Here is a 19,830-nt window from a genome sequence, read left to right on the forward strand (position 1 = left end):
GATTATGACCTCCGTTGACGTTCAATCTATCGTTCTATTATAACATGTCTAAGAGAGGACTTATTGCAACTTTTCATGGTCTTTTTGCTAAAGAATAATAGATTTGCGGGGAGTACACTGGAGTAGGAGTTGCTGAAGCAGCATTTAGAATCAATCTACGGGAGGGAATAAGATGAACGTTTTGGCAGTAGGTTGTCATCCGGATGATCTGGAGATCGGCTGCGGAGGGACATTGGCGAAGTTGTCGGCACTGGGCCACAAGGTGACGATGGTGCATGTGGCCAATGGGGATAAGGGACATAAGGTCATTCCCCAGGACGAGTTAATTGCCATTCGAAAATTGGAAGCGCAAGCGGCAGGTTCCTTGATCGGAGCCGAAGTGATTAGCTTGAATGTGCCGGATCTGTTGGTCAAGGCGGATCATGACGAGCTGATTTTGAAGTTGGTCAAAGTGATTCGCGAGACGAAGCCGGATTATATCATTACGCATCCGCCCGAGGACTATATGAAGGATCATATGGAGGTTTCCAAAGCGGTGTTCGATGCCAGCTTTTCGGCGACGGTTCCTCATTACAATAACGAAGAAGGACATGATATCCATCATAAAGTAGCGCCCATTTTTTATATGGACACATTGGCCGGAGTCGGCTTTCTGCCGACAGAATATGTGGATATCTCCGATCATATCGACGTTAAGATCGAGATGAACAACAAACATGAGAGCCAGATCAAATGGCTGTACGAACATGACGGGATCGATTTTTTGGATTTTGTAAGAACCGTATCCAAGTTTCGCGGACTACAATGCGGCAAGGCTTATGCGGAAGGCTTCACGAAGTGTCAGGCTTGGCCAAGATTGTCCGCTGAAAGGCTTCTGCCGTGAGGGAATCTTTAAAGGAGATGTTACAGCCGTTCCAATGTGCTGTACGGAAGTCACCGCGTTTTCACTGCGGCTCGTTAGAGCCGCATGGAAATGGTCAAAACGTTAGATGAAACAGGCAAAAACGGCTGGATGTAAAGCGGGACAACCATTTCGAGGTCCATAGACGTTGAAAACGCCTATGGACTGTTTTTGTATCCATTTTGGGGTCCATAGACGTTGAAAACGCCTATGGACTGTTTTTACATCCGTTTCGGGGTCCATAGACGTTGAAAACGCCTATGGACTGCTTTTGCATCCTTTTCGAGGTCCATAGACGTTGAAAACGCCTAAGGACTGTTTTTGCATCCATTTCGGGGTCCATAGACGTTGAAAACGCCTAAGGACTGTTTTTGCTGCCATGTCCTAAGAGGAGCTTATCAGAAGCAGCCAGGTTACATCAAAGAAAGCCTACTTTCTACAGAGATACGCAGAGCATGAACATAAATGAGCAATGCCGGCATCTCCTCATTGGTATACCCAAATCCCCGCCACCGTCATAACCGCAGGCAACGCGCCTTCGTCCACCTCAACATTGTCGTACCACCCGCCCACAGCAAGGTTCAGCACGGGATAGAAGGGTTGGTCGAACGGCATGACGCCCGCCTCCATGGCGCGTTCGGCATAACAATGGCCGTCTACGAGCCAGCGGATAGAACGTTCATCCCACTCCAAAACGTAGTCGTGGAACTCCGCGATCGAACCCTTGTCGAATGTATAAGAAAATTCGTCGAGACGCTTGTGATCCCAGTCCTTGCCGTAATGAAGTGTGCCTGACACTTGATGGGGCAGCCGGCCCCTGGCTTCCATAATGTCGATCTCGCCGGAAGCCGGCCAAGGACCGTAGGCCTGATCTTGCGGCAGAAGCCAGATGGCGGGCCATAGCCCTTGTCCGACCGGCAGCCTGGCACGCGCGACGAGTTTGCCGTAACGGAAGGAGAAGTGATCCTTCGTATCGATTCGGGCAGAAGAATAAGCAAAGCTTCGACCGTCCGAACTCTCGATCGTCTCGCGGCGCGCGCACAAATTCAGCCCCTCTTCGTCGAAGTACAGATTCCCGGCTTGCCCCGTGTAGTATTGCCCTTCCCCGTTGCCCCACCCCGGCATTACGGCGTTGCCCTCATTGTCCAGCAGGTCGTTGCCGAGGCGAATATTCCAATCGCTCAGATCCGGGCTTCCCCCCGCAAAATCCTGCTGCCATATCAGCGTGTTCATCGTAAGAAATCCTCCCCTCGAATATTCTCAGCATACTCCATTACCGCGCAAGATCAACGGAACCTAAAAAAATGGGATAGGGTCAAAAACGGTGGTCTTTTTTTTGCATGCCGAAATGCTTACGATGAAATGGAAGGGGGCAGCAATGTGATCCAATCCAAAACCGGTCAAATGAAAACGTTTTTAAAGCAGTGGCAGCTGCAAAGCATGGTTATCCCGGGCATCGTCTGGATGTTGATCTTCTGTTACATCCCCATGTTCTGGCTTATTATCGGATTTATGGACTACAGTATCGCTAAGCCCATGCTCCAGTCGCCGTTCGTAGGTCTCAAGCATTTCGAGGATTTCGTGACGGACGAGAGATTCTGGCGTTCCATCCGCAATACGCTTGGCATGAGCAGCATCAAGCTGGTGCTCGGCTTCTCGATTCCGATCGTATTTGCCTTGCTGCTCAATGAAATTCGGAGCCTTCGATTTAAACGAACGGTCCAAACGATCTCCTACTTGCCGCATTTTATCGCATGGACGATATTCGGCGGCATTATGCTGAACTGGCTGGGCGAAGGCGGCGTCGTCAATCAACTGTTTATGGGCCTCGGCATTCAGGAACGAGAGATTTTGTATAACAGCGACCCGAGGTACTTCTGGTGGATTACCTTTTTCTCCGATACGCTGAAGGAAACCGGCTGGAGCGCCATTATCTACATTGCGGCCATTGCGGGCATCGACCCTGCGCTGTACGAAGCTGCGGAGCTGGACGGAGCGAACCGATGGCAGCGAATGTGGCATATTACGATCCAGAGTATACGGCCGACCATCGCGATCCTGTTTATTCTCGCCGTTGCGGGCATTCTCGGCAGCAACTTCGATCAGATCTTTATGCTAAAAAACAATATGAACATGAAGATGGCGGAAAGTCTGGATTTGTACATCTACAACATGGGACTGGTATCAGGACGACATTCCTTTTCGACGGCCGTCTTGTTCGCCCGCTCCATCGTGGCGCTGGGGCTGCTGTTCCTGGCCAACTACTCGTCCAAAAAACTAACAGGCGACAGCATCTTTTAGAAAGGTAGTTCAAAAAGTCCGCTTCCCATTACGAAGTAATTCTAGAAGCTTACTCGACTTCGAATCTTGAATTCAAGCGAAACTTCCGGTGCTCACGTAGCTTCCACTACGCTCCGCTCCTCAGTTTCTACTTTCATTCAATCTTCTCGGTACTGAGAACCGAACTTTTTGAACTCATATTCTTTTAACACGCTTTTTAAATAGGGGGCAGAACCATGAACACTAGAAGAATACGACGCATTGGCCTGTTCGAGGTCGTTAATACCGTGCTGATGATAGCGGTATGTTTCATTACGCTGTATCCCATGTGGTTCGTGTTCGCCAACTCGCTGAATGCGCCCGAGCACGCCACGCTGGGCACGGTCAACTGGATTCCGAAAGCGATATCGTTCGACAGCTACCGCGTCGTATTCAGCAATGAAAATATGATGAACGGCTTTTATATCACGACCATGCGGACCATCATAGGGACAGCCGCCCATGTGCTCTTTACCGCTATCGTCGCGTATGGCCTAAGCAAGACCAACTTGATTGGCCGCAAGATTTATATGAAAATCGCTCTGATCACCATGCTGTTCTCGGGCGGACTGATTCCGACCTTCATTTTGATGACGAAGCTGGGCTTGTACGACAACTTCTGGGTATTTATCATTCCCGCGATGTACACGTTCTTTAACATGGTTATCTTCATGAGCTTCTTCCGCACGATTCCCGACAGTTTGGAGGAATCCGCGAAGGTGGACGGCGCTTCCGATTACGGCGTATTGTTCCGCATCGTGATGCCGAACAGCATGGCGGTTATAGCGACCATCTCGCTGTTCTCCGCAGTCTATCACTGGAACGACTATTATCAGGGCGTCATCTATATTCGAACGCAAGAGCTTCTGCCGCTGCAGACCATGTTGTTCAAAATCATCGCGGAAAACTCCATGTCCTTCATGCAGCAGCAAGCGATGGCGCAATTCGGCGCCAGGCTGCCGGGCAATTCGATCAAGTTCGCTTCGATGATGGTGGCCACTTTGCCGATTCTATTGTTTTATCCGTTCATCCAGCGCTATCTGGTCAAGGGCGTCATGATCGGAGCTATCAAAGGGTAAGTGCCGTGCGTCTGTCCAAGCTTGGATTCAGGGGGCGTATGGATCAAATAAAATATACAGATGACAGAAGAAGGGATGATCAGAAAATGAACAAAAGCACCATAAGAAAAAGCACGGCCCTGGTATTGTCCGCGCTTATGCTGGGCCTGGCAGCCTGCACGAACTCCGGGAACGATCCCGCGCCTACTTCACAGCCGGATTCCAGCACGCAGCCGGAGGCTACTCCCGCGGAGACGGCGCTGAACCCCGACGAACCCGCATGGAGGCTGGACACGAGCCCGGTCGAAATAAGTTGGTTCGTAGGCGCATCCTGGTATCCGCATAGCTGGGGAGAGAGCTTGAATTCCAAGTATATTACGGAGAAAACAGGCGTTAAAGTCAATATCGAGGTTCCGTCGGGCGATGCAAACGAACATATTACGCTCATGATGACTTCCGGCAAGCTGCCTGACCTCATCAGCATGGGATCATGGGAAACTGCCGTCAAAAAGCTGTGGGAAGGCGATCATGTTTATGCTTTAAACGAGCTGGCGGATCAGTACGACCCTTACTTCTTTAAGGTGGCCGGCGATGGCACGCTCAAGTGGTACCGTCAAGCGAACGGCAACACGTATGGCATTCCGAATGATTCCTACAGCCCTAATCTGATGCACGAGACCGGCATGACGGCTGCGAACCAAACGTTCCTAGTGCGCAAAGATCTCTATGAGGAAATGGGCAAGCCGGATCTGTCTACGCCCGATGGGTTCCTTGGCGCGCTTCAGACGATCAAGGATCAATACTCCGAGTATAAAGGCCAAACTATCAGTCCTTTCTTTGCGCAAGGCAACGTTCCTTATGGCATGACGGAATATTTGCAGAACCTGCTGGCCGTTCCGCATGAGAAGGATGGCAAAGTCTACGATCGGATTACCGATCCCGATTACGTGAACTGGCTTAAAACGTTCCGCACCGCTTACGAGCGCGGTCTCATCAACGTCGATTTCCTCGTGGACTCCGATACGCAGGTGGAGGAGAAAACGAACAACGCCCGTTATTTTATGATGGTTCGCGAATGGAACGGCATGGCGGCCGTTAACCCGATGCTGGCCGCAAGCGCCAACCCGGATTCTTATTATATTGCCGTAGACGGACCGCAGAACAGCAAAGGCGACAGCGCGAAGCTGTTCCCCGGCAATATGGACGGCTGGATGGTTACGATGATCAGCAAATCCGTCAAAAATCCGGAGCGCGCTATTCGCTTTTTGACTTACCTAGCCAGCGAAGAAGGACAATTGGACCTGTTCCTCGGCAAAGAAGGCGAAACATGGGATTCCACAAGCGGCAAGCCGCAATTAAAGCCGGAGCTGGTCGAGCTGCTTAGCTCCGATATCGAGAAGCTGGAGAAGGAATACGGCGTGATGGATACGTACTGGATGATGCGCAACCCCGTCATTATTAACCAATGGAGACCGGAGAAGTCGCCCGTCATTAAGCAAATGGAGGACTTCGCCAACGCCCAGGCCGATATTGACAGCGGTATCTACAAGGGGCTGGACCCGCTCGGCGATTCTGAAGTTGCGGTGGCTTGGTCTCGCATCGCCCAAAACTGGGAGGAGGTCCTTCCTGAGCTGATTACGGCCAAGGACAATACCGCCTTCGATAAAATATTCGAAAGCTTCCTGTCCCGCCGCGACAGCTACGGCTTCGCGCAGGTCATGGAGCATCGCCAAGCGGAGCTGGATGCGAGAAAAGCGAAGATGGCGGAATAAGGGTTCCTGTTTATTGCCGGCTGCCGGGGAGGCAGCCGGTATTCCCCGCTTTCCAACTATGATATATTACTGAAGTGGGGAGGACATCCAAATGAAGGCCGTAAGCATAAAAATAAGGAAAATCTATCGAAATTCCAGCATCTCGCAAAAGCTGTTTCTGGCGTTCAGCGTCATGATCGCGATACCGGCGATTGTCGTATCTTTTTTATTTATCCGCGTGCAGGAATCGCAGCTATACAAGGAAGCGATGTCCGCCGGGAACAGCCATGTCTCACGGATGAGCGAACAGCTGCGGTCCAGAATGGGCATACTTGAAAACGCTTCCTCTACCGCGCTTACGCAGAAGTCATTTATCGATTTTATCCATTCCAACATGCTCGGGGACGGACTGCGTCTTGTGAAATTCAGGCAGAATCAGTTCGAGCAGATGCATAATATTATCCAGAGCAACGAAATGATCAGCGAGCTCAGCTTTTATGTCGACAATCCGAACGTGCATGAAATTTGGCCGGAAATCTATCATTACGACAAGTTCTGGCCGCAGCAATATTGGACCCGGCTTCGTGATGAGGGAGGATCGTCTTACCAATTGTTTGCCTTTAAGGACGGCGAGCACACATTATCCTATTATCGCCTTGTTCGTCTGCAAGGTCAGGGCGGAAAACGTCCTACAATAATGGAAATTCGGTCGGAGCATCGTGTTTTTTTCGAAGGGATGTTAGAGGAGACGGGGGGAGACTTCTTTTCCGTAGTCATGGACGGAAGGGATCCCGGTCGCTTCGTCTACAATCCTCAGCATAAATTTTCGCTCCAAGCCGGTGATGAGCTGGACGACATCCTTGGCGGTATTCATCGGCAGCTGGATGTTCTGCAGAGTCAGGAGCCCATCAAGGTTTATGTCGGCGACCATGCCTATTACGCCTTATATCGTTATATCGCACCGCTCAATGCCTATGTCGTGGATATTGCCTCGCATCAGGATCTGATGAAAGGACCTCGCAACTGGTATTTCCTTGTGGTGGCGGTAACGCTGCTCGTCCTGCTGCTCATGCTGCTGCTCGTATCGCATACGACGCGGCGCATTTTCCGCCGGATGGACCGGGTGCTGATCTCCATGCGCAAGGTTCGCAGGGGACAGTTGGACGCGAAGATCGATCTCGGTCTCGCTGCCGGAGATACCGGCGACGAGATCGACGAGATGGCCATCAGCTATAATAATATGCTGGACGAGATCAAGCAGTTGATGACCCAGGTCGTCGACAAGCAGCTGATTGCCAAAAACGCGCAGCTTCACTCCTTGCATTCGCAGATCAACTCGCATTTTTTGTACAACGCGTTGGAGTCCATTCGGATGCTGGCAGAGGTGCGGCGGGAACCCGCGATCGCAGACGCCCTAGTATCATTGGGATCGCTCATGCGTTACAGCATGATGTGGCGCAATGATACGGTAGCCTTAAGCGAGGAGCTTGCCAATATCCAAAGCTACGTTGGGTTTATCAACTTCATGGAGGGTGGAAGCATCGCGCTGTTATCCGACATTCCAAATGAGCTGACGCGGTATGCCATTCCCAAGATGTGCATGCAGCCTATCGTCGAAAACGCCGTGCATCATGGAGCTCCGAGAGGGGGCAGCTTGACCATCGAGATCAGCGCCCGGGTGGAGAACGACAGCATGCTGGTCATTCGGATTCGTGATGAAGGAGACGGAGTCGACCCGGACATACTGGCGGGCTTGCAGGCTGTACTGGAGGGCGAATCGGATACGCCTATCGTCGCAAGCAAGAATGGTCTTGGTCTCGAGAACGTGCACAAACGGCTGCAGCTTCATTACGGCCGGGGCAGCGGCCTCCGGATCGACAGCGAGCAAGGGGCTTACACCTGCGTCACGATTACATTGCCTTGGGCAAACGCCAATCTTGGAGGGTGGTAACCGATGATCTCTATTTTGATCGTGGATGATCAAAAGCATATACGCGACGGTCTGCAAGCCATGCTGAGCCAATTCCCTCTTGGCCTGGAGCAAATTTTTACCGCTGGCAACGGATTGGAGGCGTTGCAGTTGCTGCGCGAACACAGCATTGGGCTCGTCATTACGGATATCCGGATGCCGGATATGGACGGTCTTACGCTGATGGAGCAATGCAAGGAGGAACGGATTCGGGCCGATTTCCTCATCATTAGCGGATATAGCGACTTCGCCTATGCGCAGAAAGCAATCGGGCTGGGTGCCAAAGGATATCTGCTGAAGCCCGTGAAACGGGAGGATCTGCAGAAGTCGGTAGAGCATGTGCTGCAGGAGGTTTCGACAAGGCAAGCTCTCTCCCGCAATATGAGGCAAGTATCCAGACGGGCCAGAGAGACGGATCGCAAGGAGCTGTATATGTTCATGCAAGGGGCGGTCTATGATGACAGCTGGATAGCCGAGACGGAGGAGCAGAGCTCGGAGCTCTGGCGGCAATACCGGCTGTGTCTGCTGCGAGAGGAGCTATGGATAAACCAGCCGGGAGCCGTCAGCGCCCATGGTATGGAGTCCATTGCGTACGGCGTATATGGCAAGCGAGGGTGTTTGCCTTTGCAGCATCGCCCGCATCTGATTCTCGCGGTCGACGCGGGCGTCGAACCCGGAGCGTTGGCAGCTGCGCTTAAGGGCGGAGGCATCGATGCCGTTGCCGTAATGACGGGACCGCGGCAAGGGTTGAAGGAGCTGCCGGATAGTTATTCGGCGCTTATGGAGCTGTATCGCCACAGCTATCTGTTCCCGGACAAACGTTGTCTGACGCCGGCTCATATCGAGGGATTGGAGCAGCATTGGCAGCTGCCGTACGAAGAGATTTATGCCTTGTTCCAACTTGTCGGCACAAAAAACAGCGGCCAAATCGCCGACGGCATATCCGGATTATTCCACAAGAGCGTCTTGCAGCGTTACCACATTCGTTACACGCAGCAGCTATGCCGCGCCATGGTGGAGATGCTGGACGAATACGAGCGCGTCATCCGTCCCTACCTGGGGGAGGAGGCGCTGGATATCGATTGTCTGCGCAATCTGTTCGACTATCCCGGCATCCGCGATTATATCGGGGCGCTCCAGCAGCAGTTGCTCCGGCTCAACCAGTTTTATTACGAATTCAAGTGCAGCTACCGCAATACGCAGGATCTTAACGAAGCTATTCGTTACATTCACGAGAACTACCATAAGCCGTTGGATCTCGCGATGGTATCCAATCACGTGTCCTTGAATTACGCTTATTTTTCGAATCTGTTCAAGAAAAACGTGGGCAAAGGGTTCGCGGAGTATCTCCGCGACGTTCGTCTGGATAAAGCGCGGCGGCTGCTCGCCGATACCGAACTCAAAATCGTCGAGGTGGCCGACATGGTGGGCTACGAAAGCTATAAAAGCTTTACAAGGACGTTCCGGGACGTGATGGGCATGCAGCCAACGGAATACCGGCAGCAGATCCGGCGGAAGCAGGGAAAGGAAGAAGAGGCATTCCGGGATACGGCGCTTTGACGAGCCACGAAGGAGGCGCAATCGGCTAATGAATAAATAACAGATCGGTCAAACAGCGACATGTCGGGTCATGTCGCTGTATTGGTCTTATTTCAACACGTCCGGCAAGCTATCCATAATGTCCTGCATCGAGAATGAAAGACAAGACAGAGTAGGGGAACTGACAGGATCGTCTTGGGCGAATACATTGGCGAGCGAATAAGCGCGTGTATCCCGATCCAGAAGGTATTGCTCCAGGAAGCAACTCGAGTGGTTCACGATCCAGTATTCCGGTATGCCGTGCCTTGCGTAGCTGATCATCTTGAACAGCTTGTCCCGCTTCGCCGTAGACGGCGACAAAATTTCCACGACGATATCCGGAGGACCTTCGATGCCCTTAGGCACCAGCTTATGCAGATTGCTCCGCAGCAAAATGACCAAATCAGGCTGGCGCACTTCCTGTTCGGAGAGGATAACGTCGAGCGGTGCACACAGTATAATAGCCTCATTGTCGCATGTGCGGGATATTCGCTTCTGAATCTCAAAGCTCACCAACTGATGAATACTGCCCGGCCCCGGGCTCATTAAATCCAGGCGGCCGTCGACAAGCTCATAGCGGTTGCCGTCATCGAAACCGGCGTAATCGTCATAGGTTACGTTGTCTTCGCGCAGCAAATCCCTGTTTTTATTGCGGCTCATATTGTGCCCTCCAATCTCGCGGCGAATGTTTGTTCCTATTATAACACGGATTCTCCAAGTTCTAAATATCGACTGCTCTTCTCCAGATGAAACCGCACAATGATCAAGGTTTTCCAAAATGCCAAAAAATTGGGTTATAACAAAAACAATTGTACCTTTAAGCCCAATTGGCGATTCGATAGAATGAAGATACATCGAAATTGAAAGCGGTTTCCGAACTCAACCCCCAGCTTTTTCCACCCACGTCCCAGGAGCCGCAAGCCTCAAGAGAGCGAGCTTGCTCTATCCAACAGCCGAACCGAATAGCGGTCGCACGGGAGGTGTTCCATCGATTAGACAGAGCTTGGTCCCATTAAAGATTGTTCAAAAGTCCGCAATAAGGCCAACTGGCAGAACGGAGAAATGACTAATTTATTGAGGAGGCAATTATGAAATTATTCCGCAATTCGGAGAATCGGTATATGCAAAGGGCCCTGAGCCTTATACTCGCAATCGTGATGATCGCTGGCATGAGCCTTATGCCGGTATCGAAGGTAGAAGCCGCGACGACGGTAAGCTCCATGGCTTACTTTTCGTCTGCGGATGGTCCGGTTATTACAAAATCGGGAGTCGGGCAAGCCAGCTTCGGCTTCGTCATGCCGATCTTTAACGGCGGCGCCGCAACATGGAACGATGTATCCGCGGACGTAGGCGTTAAGGTGAAGGTGGGCGGCAACTGGGTCGATATCGACAGCGTAAGCGGATTTGTTTACAACCAGAACTGGGGACATTGGAGCGACGGCGGGGCAAACGGCTATTGGTTCACGCTTTCTCAGACGACAGAGATTCAGCTGCATTCCAAAGCAAACAGCGGAGTTACGCTGGGTTATACCCTTCAATTCCAGAACGTCAACACGACGGCCATTACCTCCATGACGCCAACGCAAGGTCCGCAATTAACCGCAGGGTTCACGGGCGGAGCGGGATTTACGTACCCGGTTTTTAACAATGATCCCGGGATCATCTATCAGGCCGTAGCCGACGATCTTAAGGTATACGTCAAACCGGTTAACAGCGGCACTTGGATCGACATCGACAACAATGCGGCCAGCGGATGGATCTACGACAGCAACTTCGGACAGTTCACCGAAGGAGGGGGCGGATACTGGTTCACGGTGACGGAATCCATCAACGTGAAGCTGGAATCCGTCAGTACATCGGCCAGTCTGATCTACACGATCACCTTTAATCAGCCTGTCCGGAATTCGTACGTCATCTCCGCTTATGATGGCACAACCTATACGGCAGACAACAATGGCTCCATCGGGATCCCGCTGCCCAAAATCGACGGCGGCGCGCCTATCGGCACCGAAATTGGCAAGTTCGTTTACCAGATCAACATAGGAGGCCAGTGGGTCGATATGTCGAACTCCGGTCAAAGCGGATTCGTCTATTCCGGCAACGGCTACAATAATATGTCGGACGCCAATCAGTGGGGATATTGGGCCGACTACATCTACGGTCTGTGGTTCCAGCCGATCCAAACCGATATGCAGATTCGAATCGGCTATCCGTTAAATGGACAGACGGGCGGCAGCGTCGGCAGCAACTTCGTCTACTATACGTTAATCGGCAATCCTAACGCACCGCGTCCGGACGTCTCCGATCATGATGATGTAGCTATCGGAACGCCAACCGATCCGGCTATCAGCGGAATGAACTTGATCTGGCAGGATGAATTCAGCGGAACGGCGCTCGACACGAACAAGTGGAATTACGAAACCGGTTATTACATCACAAACGATCCGAACAGCTGGGGCTGGGGCAACGCGGAACTGCAGCATTACACGAACAGCACGCAAAACGTATTCGTGCAGGACGGAAAGCTGAATATTCGCGCTTTAAACGATGTCAGATCATTCCCGCAGGATCCGAACAGATACGCGCAATATTCCTCCGGCAAAATCAATACAAAGGATCATATGTCGCTGCAATACGGCCGGGTCGACATTCGCGCGAAACTGCCAACCGGCAACGGCCTGTGGCCGGCTCTCTGGATGCTTCCGGAGGATTCCGTCTACGGCGCATGGGCCGCGTCAGGCGAGCTTGACATTATGGAAGCGAAGGGCCGCCTGCCGGGTACGACGAGCGGTGCCGTTCACTTCGGCGGTCAATGGCCGGTGAACCGGTATATTGCCGGCGAATATCATTTCCCGCAAGGCCAGACGTTCGCCAGCGATTACCATGTCTATACGATGATCTGGGAAGAAGACAACGTAAAGTGGTATGTGAACGGCGAGTTTTTCTTTAAGGTGTCCAGGGAGCAATGGTATTCCGTGGCAGCCCCGAACAATCCGAACGCGCCGTTCGACCAGCCGTTCTATCTTATTATGAATCTGGCAGTCGGTGGTCACTTCGACGGCGGTCTGACGCCATCTCCGTCCGACATACCGGCGACGATGCAAGTGGATTACGTACGCGTTTACAAGGAAGGCAACGGCGGCGGCAATCCCGGCAACGTAGCCGCAACCGGCGTCACCGTTACTCCGTCCTCGGCGCAAGTGCAAACGGGACAGACGGTGCAGTTGAGTGCGGCCGTCGCGCCATCCAACGCAACGAATAAGGCCGTCAACTGGTCCGTTGCCAACCCAGCGGTCGCTACCGTAAACGGGAGCGGCATTGTGACGGGTGTCGCTCCGGGCACAACGACCGTAACGGCGACGACAGTCGACGGCAATAAAACGTCGGTGTCGGCCATTACGGTAGTAGCGCCGCCGCCAACGACCTACATCATCGGCGATGCCGTTCGCGGGATCAAAAAGACGGGCAACAACCTGCTGTTCTACGTCAACGGAGCCACATTCGCAGACCTGCACTACAAAGTGAACAACGGCGTTCAGCTCAACGTGGCGATGACCTCTATTGGCAACGGCAACTATACGTATGCGGTCAATAACCTGCAGCAGGGGGACGTCGTGGAATACTTCTTTACCTACAATCCCGGGCAAGGCGCGCTGGATACGCCATGGCAAACCTATGTGCACGGCGTGACGCAGGGTACGCCGGAGTAAGGGAGATGATCAAGCCCGATATCGGCGCCGAATCTGAATCGAAGCTGGCCTGCAAACATGCGGGCAATGGAACTGGTAGAAAGTTGAACATGATCAGGCCGCTCATCGCGTGCGGCTGAAGGTAAACGGCATCCTCTTGCCATGCAGGAGGGGCCGTTTATTTTTTTATTGATAGATTTCGGATGTTTTCTAAATTCGGTGGGATATAAGTGTGCAACGGGGAGGGCTATAATAACAACTATATTACGAAATCATGAAGCTGGAGGGGACATCATTGAACATTACCAGACATGCCGAAAACCCGATTGTCGTACCGGGTCTGTACGATTGGAGATTGGCAACCGTATTCAATCCTGCCGTTATTAAAGATAATGGAAAAACCTACATGATCGAAAGAACGGCAGGTTCGCTTACGCCTTGCAAAAACTATTTGGGCCTGCTTGAAAGCACGGACGGCGTCCACTTTACCCACGTCGTCGATACGCCGGTGTTAACGCCGGACGAGCTCGGATTCCCATACGGCAGCGTACAGGATCCGCGCATGGTCAAGATCGAGGATACGTTTTACATGACGATTGCGCTTCGTCCTTGCGCTATGAACTACTATCCGACGGGAACGGGCATTCCGGAGCGTTCCATCCCAACGTACCCGGACGGCTGGGGAGAAGAGGAAGGCCATTGGCTGACTCGTTCGATCCTGTTGTCCTCCAAGGATCTGATCCATTGGGATTATGTGTCCACAACGACGCCGCTTGAGATCAACGACCGAAACAACATCCTGTTCCCGGAGAAAATCAACGGCAAATACGCGCTGCTCCGCAGACCGGAAGAATATATCGGAGAAGAGTACGGCACCGAGCAGGCGGCAATCTGGATTTCGTATTCCGACGACCTGAAAACGTGGGAGGATCCGGTGTTGTTCGCGAAAGCGGAGCAAGAATGGGAAATGAAAAAGATTGGCAGCTCGACGCCGCCAATTCGCACGGAGCAGGGATGGCTTCTGTTCTATCATGGAGTCGATCAGCAAACGGTATATCGGCTTGGCGCGATGCTGCTTGATCTGGAGGATCCGACGAAAATTTTGGCTCGTACTTCGAACTTTATTATGGAGCCGGAGACGTATTACGAGAAATTCGGATACCAAATTCCGAATGTCATCTTCCCGACCGGATGTGTGCTGGATGAAGGGATTCTGCACATTTATTATGGCGTCACGGATACGGCCATTGCGCTTGCGACCGTACCTCTCGATGAGATGCTTGAACATCTGCTTGAACCATCGAATCGAAAGTAACTGACATAATACAGGATAAAATCGAAGAATTTTGGGATATTTCCGATTATTAAGATTTTTTATAATGGAAGTATAGATCAATTGGGCGCCCCGATTACTGATCTTCACAAATAAAGCGATTACAAATATGGAAAGAGGGTTAAAAATGGCTTATTCAAACTTCAAAAAAAGAACTCTTCTTGTTTCGCTGGCAGGATTAATGGCTGTGTCGACTGCGGCATGCGGCAATTCCGAAGAAAACAACGCAAGCGGCGGCTCTAAACCGGAAACGGTTACGTTAACGATGATGCATCCATGGACAACGCCTAACATCGACAACGATGTGTATAAGGCGCGAATCGAACAGTTCCAGAAAGATCATCCGGAAATCGTGATCAAAACGGATGAAGTCCCTTCCGCTCAATATAAAACCAAGCTTCGCACGCTCGCGGCAGCCAATAACCTGGCGGATATTAACGTTGTGTGGCCCGGAGCAGATTTGGCGCCGCTTGTAGAAGGCAGTTTGCTTGAGCCGATCAACGGTCTGATGGATAACTGGAAAGAAATTTTGCCGGAGAGCGCGCTCTCGCCATTTAACGTAGCCGATCAGCAATACGCAGTTCCGACGAAGCAAACATTTGTTGATATCGTTTATTACAACAAAGAGATGCTGGCAAGCGTAGGTTACGACGCATTCCCTACCACTTATGCCGATTTCATCGAGCTGGTGAAAAAGCTGAAAGCGGCTGGCTTGACGCCGATCTCGCTCGGCAACAAAGAACAATGGCCATTGCAGTCCTCGATTCTGTCTATCGTCGGCGACCGTTTTACGGGCAGCGATTTCCTGGAGAAGGTCATGAAAGGCGAAGCGAAATTCACAGATCCTGAATTTGTCAGCGCCATCTCCGTTATCGATGAGCTTAGCAAGCTGGATGCTTTTAATACGGATGCGAATAATATGGACTCGGTACAAAGCCAGGACTATCTGATCCAGGGCAAAGCGGCTTTGCATATCACGTCCTCGACTGTGGATGCGCGCGTGCGCATCAATAATGAACAAGGCGACAAATTCGGCATCGCGCTGTTCCCGAGCGTAGAGGGCGGCAAAGGCGATCCGGCCAAAAGCGCCGGCGTCGTCCAGTACGGCATCGCCATCAAAAGCAAGCTGGACGAGCGTAAAAAAGCGGCTGCCGAAGAATTTATGAAATATTTCGTAAGCGAAGATTTATACAAAGACTTGATCAGCAACGGCGTTGTAGTTCCCGCTAAGGTCGACGTTCCGGAGGATGCAAGCCCGTATCTTAAAGAAATGCTTGAATTGACGGGTAAAGGAACAGCGCCTGTATTCGACAGCATCATTCCGACTCAGGTTGTCAGCGTCATTCAGAACGGCTTGCAGGCTCTGACCGTAGGTCGCGGAACGCCGCAGGAAGTCGCGCAGGATACGCAAGCGGCAATGGATGAGTACAACAAGAAATAAGCTTCGATTTGTCAGGTTTGAGGCAATGACAGAGAAAACCCGGGTTCCGGGTTTTCTCTGTCTAGAGCCCAAGAAAATTTTAAAATGAAAGTTCAAAAAGTTCGGTTCTCAGTTTGGCATACTTCGTAATGGGAAGCGGACTTTTTGAACTACCTTAGAAGGGAGAATGATGGATGCATACGCTTAAACGGAGCAAGCTGGCCATCTTTATCGGATTGTTTCCAGCCCTCCTTATCTACCTGGGAATTGCCATCGTTCCAATCGGAATTTCCTTTTATTATTCGCTTATGGATTGGAACGGAATCGGCGCCAAAGAATTTGCCGGATTCGACAACTACGTGAGAATGTTCAATAGCGATACGTTCTGGCTTTCGGTTAAAAATAATATCGTCATTATGATTACGGGCCTGGTCGGCCAACTGCCGTTAGGCCTTCTGATGGCATTGCTGCTCAACAAAGGCCTTAAAGGTTCGGGTTTTTTCCGTACGGTTGGCTTTATGCCGGTCGTAATCTCTTCGGTTATGGTCTCGCTCATTTGGGGGATGATCTACAACACGGAGTTCGGTTTGCTTAATAATTTCTTGAAGTTCGTGGGGCTCGAGAGCTGGCAGCAGAATTGGCTTAGCGATCCCAAGTGGTCGATTCTGTCCATCAGCATCGCCTACATTTGGCAGAACGTCGGCCTATATATGGTCATGTTCCTTGCCGCTCTTCAAAATATACCCGACGAAGTCAACGAAGCGTCGGAACTGGACGGAGCGACGGGGCTTAAGCGGACCTGGTTCATTACGCTTCCCATGATTCGAGCCACCCTGATGGTCACGATCGTGTACAGCATCAGCAACTCCTTCCGCGTGTTCGACCTCATCCAGGTTTTGACCGGAGGCGGTCCGGCGCATCAAACCGAGGTTATGACGATCCATATGTATTCCAGCGCTTTCGTCAATTTGGAGTACGGGTATGGAAGCGCGGTATCGATTATGATTCTGTTGTTCAGCTTGGTCGTGATTACGATTGCAAACCGGCTCGGCAAGGAAAAGGCATAGGAGGGAGGAGCAATCGTGAAACAGAGATCTCCATTATTCAAAATATTCGCTTACGTATTTTTAGGTTTGTTCGCTATTATGAATCTGGTCCCTATCTTCTGGATGATCATCAACTCATTTAAGACGGAGCAGGAATATGCAGCGGATCCGTTTTCCTTCCCGACGGGTATCGAGCTTTCGAACTATGTGAAGGCTTGGGATATCGCCAATATGGACACTTATTTTATTAACAGCTTCCTGATTACGTTTATTTCGCTTATCGTGACCGTGTTTTTGGGCGCGCTCGCGGCGTTTTTCTTATCCCGATTCGAATTTAAGCTGCGCGGATTTACGTATGCCTTGTTCTTGCTCGGCATGTTGGTTCCGATCCATGCAACCTTGATTCCGATCTTCCTTATCATGCAAAAACTGAGCTTGATCGATACCTATTTCTCGCTCATTCTACCTTATACGGCTTTTCACTTGTCGCTCACCGTCTTTATTCTGGAAGGTTTTATGCGCGGCTTTCCGAAGGACATGGAGGAGTCCGGCATCATGGACGGCGCGGGCATCTTCCGGATCTTCTGGTCCATCATTTTGCCGCTTACGCGTCCCGCGATGGCAACCGTCGTTATCTTGAACTTCATCTATAACTGGAACGAATATCTATTCGCTTTGGTTTTGATCACGTCCAACAGCCTCAAGACGCTGCCGCTCGGCCTATCCAACTTCGTTGGCTTGGAAACAGCGAATTATACGCTTCAGATGGCTGCGTTAACGATTGCATTTATCCCGATCGTCGTTTTCTATCTCCTGTTGCAGAAGCAATTGGTTACGGGCATGACGGCCGGCGCGGTAAAAGGTTGATTCGTTATTCCACATAGATGTACAATATGTCCCACAAGGTTAAACGCTAGGGCGTGTATGCATATACGCCCTAGCACCGGCAGCTAAGGAGGCGCATCATGACAATGGGCAGAAGAAGTTGGGCAAGGCTGAGCTTGAGGAAAAAAGCGCTCATCATCTTTCTGTTGTTCGTGATTTTGCCTACTGTCGGGGTCGGCGTTATTGTCCAATACAACTACCAGCTCGTGTTGCGAGAACAATATATAAGCGCCATCCAACGTAATTTGGACAATGTCACGAGCCAACTGTCCGAACAGACGAAGATGGTGACGGATATGGCCGACTACCTGATTTTAAGTCCCGATATGCGGCAATATTTGCGGACCTCTCCGCCTCTCGGCGATCAACAGAAAGCAGATTTGAAAAACGATATCGAAAACTTCCTGACCTTCCAGTTGATGTCCAAAAGTTATATCCGATCCATTGAGATCGTCGGAAACAACGGCAATTCCATCGGGATGGGCGAGCCGTTTACCGGCGATGAAAGCGGTTGGCAGGTTCAAGCCATAGACAAGAAGGGCGGCTTGTTCTGGACGCAAGGTTATGCTTTGGAAAGCGCCTGGTACGGTCAGGTTAACGTGTTTTCCTTGATAAGAGTGCTTAACTCTTATGTCGATATTACTCAGCCGCTAGGCTTGCTGACGATCCGGCTGGACGAGCAAAGCATAGTATCCGAGCTGGAGAAGGGCATCCTGAATGATTCATCCGGCCAGGTTTATCTATTGGGTGCGGAGGGTGAGCTGCTTCTCGCTTCGAATGATCAGACGCCTCAAGATTACAAGCCTTATGCCGAACAAATTAACGAGTTAGCCCGGGGAAAGCGAAGCTTTAGCACGGTCGAAGTAAACGGCGAGCCTCACATGACGCTTTATCATCGAATGCCCATAACGGATTGGACGATCGTCGCGATGATCCCCGAGTCGCATATCTCCGAACAATTCCGAAGCGCGGAATGGATGATGACAGCGATATTGGCGGCTATTATCGTATTGGCTTTGGCCGCTTTTTACGGCTTTAATTATATGATCATACGGCCCATATTAAGGTTGAAGAAGGAAACGGTTCGCGTAGCAGGAGGCGACTTCAGCGTAAGGGTTCCGGTGGAATCGCAGGATGAGATCGCGGACTTGAATCGGAAGTTTAACGCGATGGTCGGTACGATCGAAGAGCTGATCGAGCATAAGTACAAGCTGGAGCTGAACGAAAGAGAGTCTGAGCTCAAGCTGCTCCAGAATCAGATCGATCCTCATTTTCTGTATAATACGCTGGATATGATCCGCTGGACGGCAAGATTGGAGAAAGCGGACAAGTCGAGCCGTCTGATCGAAATGTTGTCCAAATTTTTCCGGGCTCGGGTAGGGAATAATCAACATCAGACTACGCTCGCCAAAGAAATGGAGTTTGTGCAGGCCTACTTATTCTTGCAGCAGTACCGATTGGGCGACAAGCTGGCGTACAAGCTGCATTTGGAAGCCGAGATCGAGGAAGCGCCAACGCTAAGGGCCTCGATCCAACCGTTGGTCGAGAACTTTTTCAAACATGGGGTGGACAAGTCAAAGCCTGTCCATATCGTCGAAGTTATAGCCTATCGGCATGAAGAAGATATCTGGGTGGACGTCTCGGATAACGGGAAGGGAATGACCCCTGAACGCAAAAAAGAAATCATAGAGGCTATACAAGGAAGTCATTCGCTTGAACCGATGATGGGCAAGCGCGGCGCTTTGCACAATATCCATGAGCGGATGACGATTTCCTTTGGGCAGCAGTATGGCTTGCAAATCGTCGAATCATCACCCGAGGGAACCGTGATCAGGCTGCGGCTGCCTCTACCGAATGCAGAAAGCTAAGGCGGTGCACATC

The 19,830-nt window shown here is 51.2% G+C and carries 14 protein-coding genes; 12 read left to right on the plus strand and 2 right to left on the minus strand.

Features of this window, described 5'->3' with window-relative positions:
* Positions 1-172: 172 nt before the first annotated feature.
* On the plus strand, positions 173-883 hold the full coding sequence (locus KJW29_RS04235; RefSeq protein WP_214628858.1) for a PIG-L deacetylase family protein: 711 nt from the start codon (positions 173-175) through the stop codon (positions 881-883).
* A gap of 504 nt (positions 884-1,387) precedes the next feature.
* On the opposite strand, the gene KJW29_RS04240 is transcribed toward KJW29_RS04235, so the two are convergent.
* A complete protein-coding gene (locus KJW29_RS04240; protein ID WP_214628859.1) occupies positions 1,388-2,134 on the minus strand; it encodes a glycoside hydrolase family 16 protein in 747 nt (248 codons plus the stop codon).
* A gap of 147 nt (positions 2,135-2,281) precedes the next feature.
* Between KJW29_RS04240 and KJW29_RS04245 the strand changes: the two genes are divergently transcribed.
* The 5 genes from KJW29_RS04245 to KJW29_RS04265 all read left to right on the plus strand — a co-directional run bounded on the left by KJW29_RS04245 (position 2,282) and on the right by KJW29_RS04265 (position 9,558).
* Positions 2,282-3,202, plus strand: coding sequence for an ABC transporter permease (locus tag KJW29_RS04245; RefSeq protein WP_214628860.1), 921 nt, complete (start codon positions 2,282-2,284; stop codon positions 3,200-3,202).
* A 215-nt stretch (positions 3,203-3,417) separates the two neighbouring features.
* Positions 3,418-4,299 carry a carbohydrate ABC transporter permease gene (locus tag KJW29_RS04250; protein WP_214628861.1) on the plus strand — a complete coding sequence of 294 codons (882 nt, stop codon included), beginning with the start codon at positions 3,418-3,420 and terminating at the stop codon, positions 4,297-4,299.
* Between the two features lie 86 nt (positions 4,300-4,385).
* Positions 4,386-6,050 (plus strand): extracellular solute-binding protein, encoded by a 1,665-nt coding sequence (locus KJW29_RS04255; RefSeq protein WP_214628862.1) that lies wholly within the window; start codon positions 4,386-4,388, stop codon positions 6,048-6,050.
* A 91-nt stretch (positions 6,051-6,141) separates the two neighbouring features.
* Positions 6,142-7,980, plus strand: a complete 1,839-nt coding sequence (locus tag KJW29_RS04260; RefSeq protein WP_214628863.1) for a sensor histidine kinase — start codon at positions 6,142-6,144, stop codon at positions 7,978-7,980.
* A 3-nt stretch (positions 7,981-7,983) separates the two neighbouring features.
* Positions 7,984-9,558 carry a response regulator gene (locus KJW29_RS04265; RefSeq protein WP_214628864.1) on the plus strand — a complete coding sequence of 525 codons (1,575 nt, stop codon included), beginning with the start codon at positions 7,984-7,986 and terminating at the stop codon, positions 9,556-9,558.
* A gap of 87 nt (positions 9,559-9,645) precedes the next feature.
* Here the strand turns inward: KJW29_RS04265 and KJW29_RS04270 are convergent, their stop codons facing one another.
* Positions 9,646-10,236: a Uma2 family endonuclease gene (locus KJW29_RS04270; protein WP_108993534.1), complete on the minus strand. Its 591-nt coding sequence runs from the start codon at positions 10,234-10,236 to the stop codon at positions 9,646-9,648.
* A gap of 428 nt (positions 10,237-10,664) precedes the next feature.
* Here KJW29_RS04270 and KJW29_RS04275 point away from each other — a divergent pair, with 428 nt between their 5' ends.
* From KJW29_RS04275 to KJW29_RS04300, 6 genes are all read left to right on the plus strand, one after another.
* Positions 10,665-13,286, plus strand: a complete 2,622-nt coding sequence (locus KJW29_RS04275; RefSeq protein WP_214628865.1) for a family 16 glycosylhydrolase — start codon at positions 10,665-10,667, stop codon at positions 13,284-13,286.
* Between the two features lie 274 nt (positions 13,287-13,560).
* Complete coding sequence (locus KJW29_RS04280) at positions 13,561-14,580, plus strand: glycoside hydrolase family 130 protein (protein ID WP_214628866.1); 1,020 nt, start codon at positions 13,561-13,563, stop codon at positions 14,578-14,580.
* A 145-nt stretch (positions 14,581-14,725) separates the two neighbouring features.
* Positions 14,726-16,039 carry an ABC transporter substrate-binding protein gene (locus tag KJW29_RS04285; RefSeq protein ID WP_246608575.1) on the plus strand — a complete coding sequence of 438 codons (1,314 nt, stop codon included), beginning with the start codon at positions 14,726-14,728 and terminating at the stop codon, positions 16,037-16,039.
* A 173-nt stretch (positions 16,040-16,212) separates the two neighbouring features.
* Entirely contained in the window at positions 16,213-17,085 is an 873-nt protein-coding gene (locus KJW29_RS04290; RefSeq protein ID WP_087566371.1) for a carbohydrate ABC transporter permease, read from the plus strand.
* 15 nt (positions 17,086-17,100) lie between these two features.
* Positions 17,101-17,931 carry a carbohydrate ABC transporter permease gene (locus KJW29_RS04295; protein WP_087566370.1) on the plus strand — a complete coding sequence of 277 codons (831 nt, stop codon included), beginning with the start codon at positions 17,101-17,103 and terminating at the stop codon, positions 17,929-17,931.
* Between the two features lie 104 nt (positions 17,932-18,035).
* Positions 18,036-19,817, plus strand: a complete 1,782-nt coding sequence (locus KJW29_RS04300) for a cache domain-containing sensor histidine kinase (RefSeq protein ID WP_246608576.1) — start codon at positions 18,036-18,038, stop codon at positions 19,815-19,817.
* The last annotated feature ends 13 nt before the right edge of the window (positions 19,818-19,830 follow it).

Source organism: Paenibacillus agaridevorans (assembly GCF_018604145.1).
In the GTDB taxonomy this organism is placed as follows: domain Bacteria; phylum Bacillota; class Bacilli; order Paenibacillales; family Paenibacillaceae; genus Pristimantibacillus; species Pristimantibacillus agaridevorans.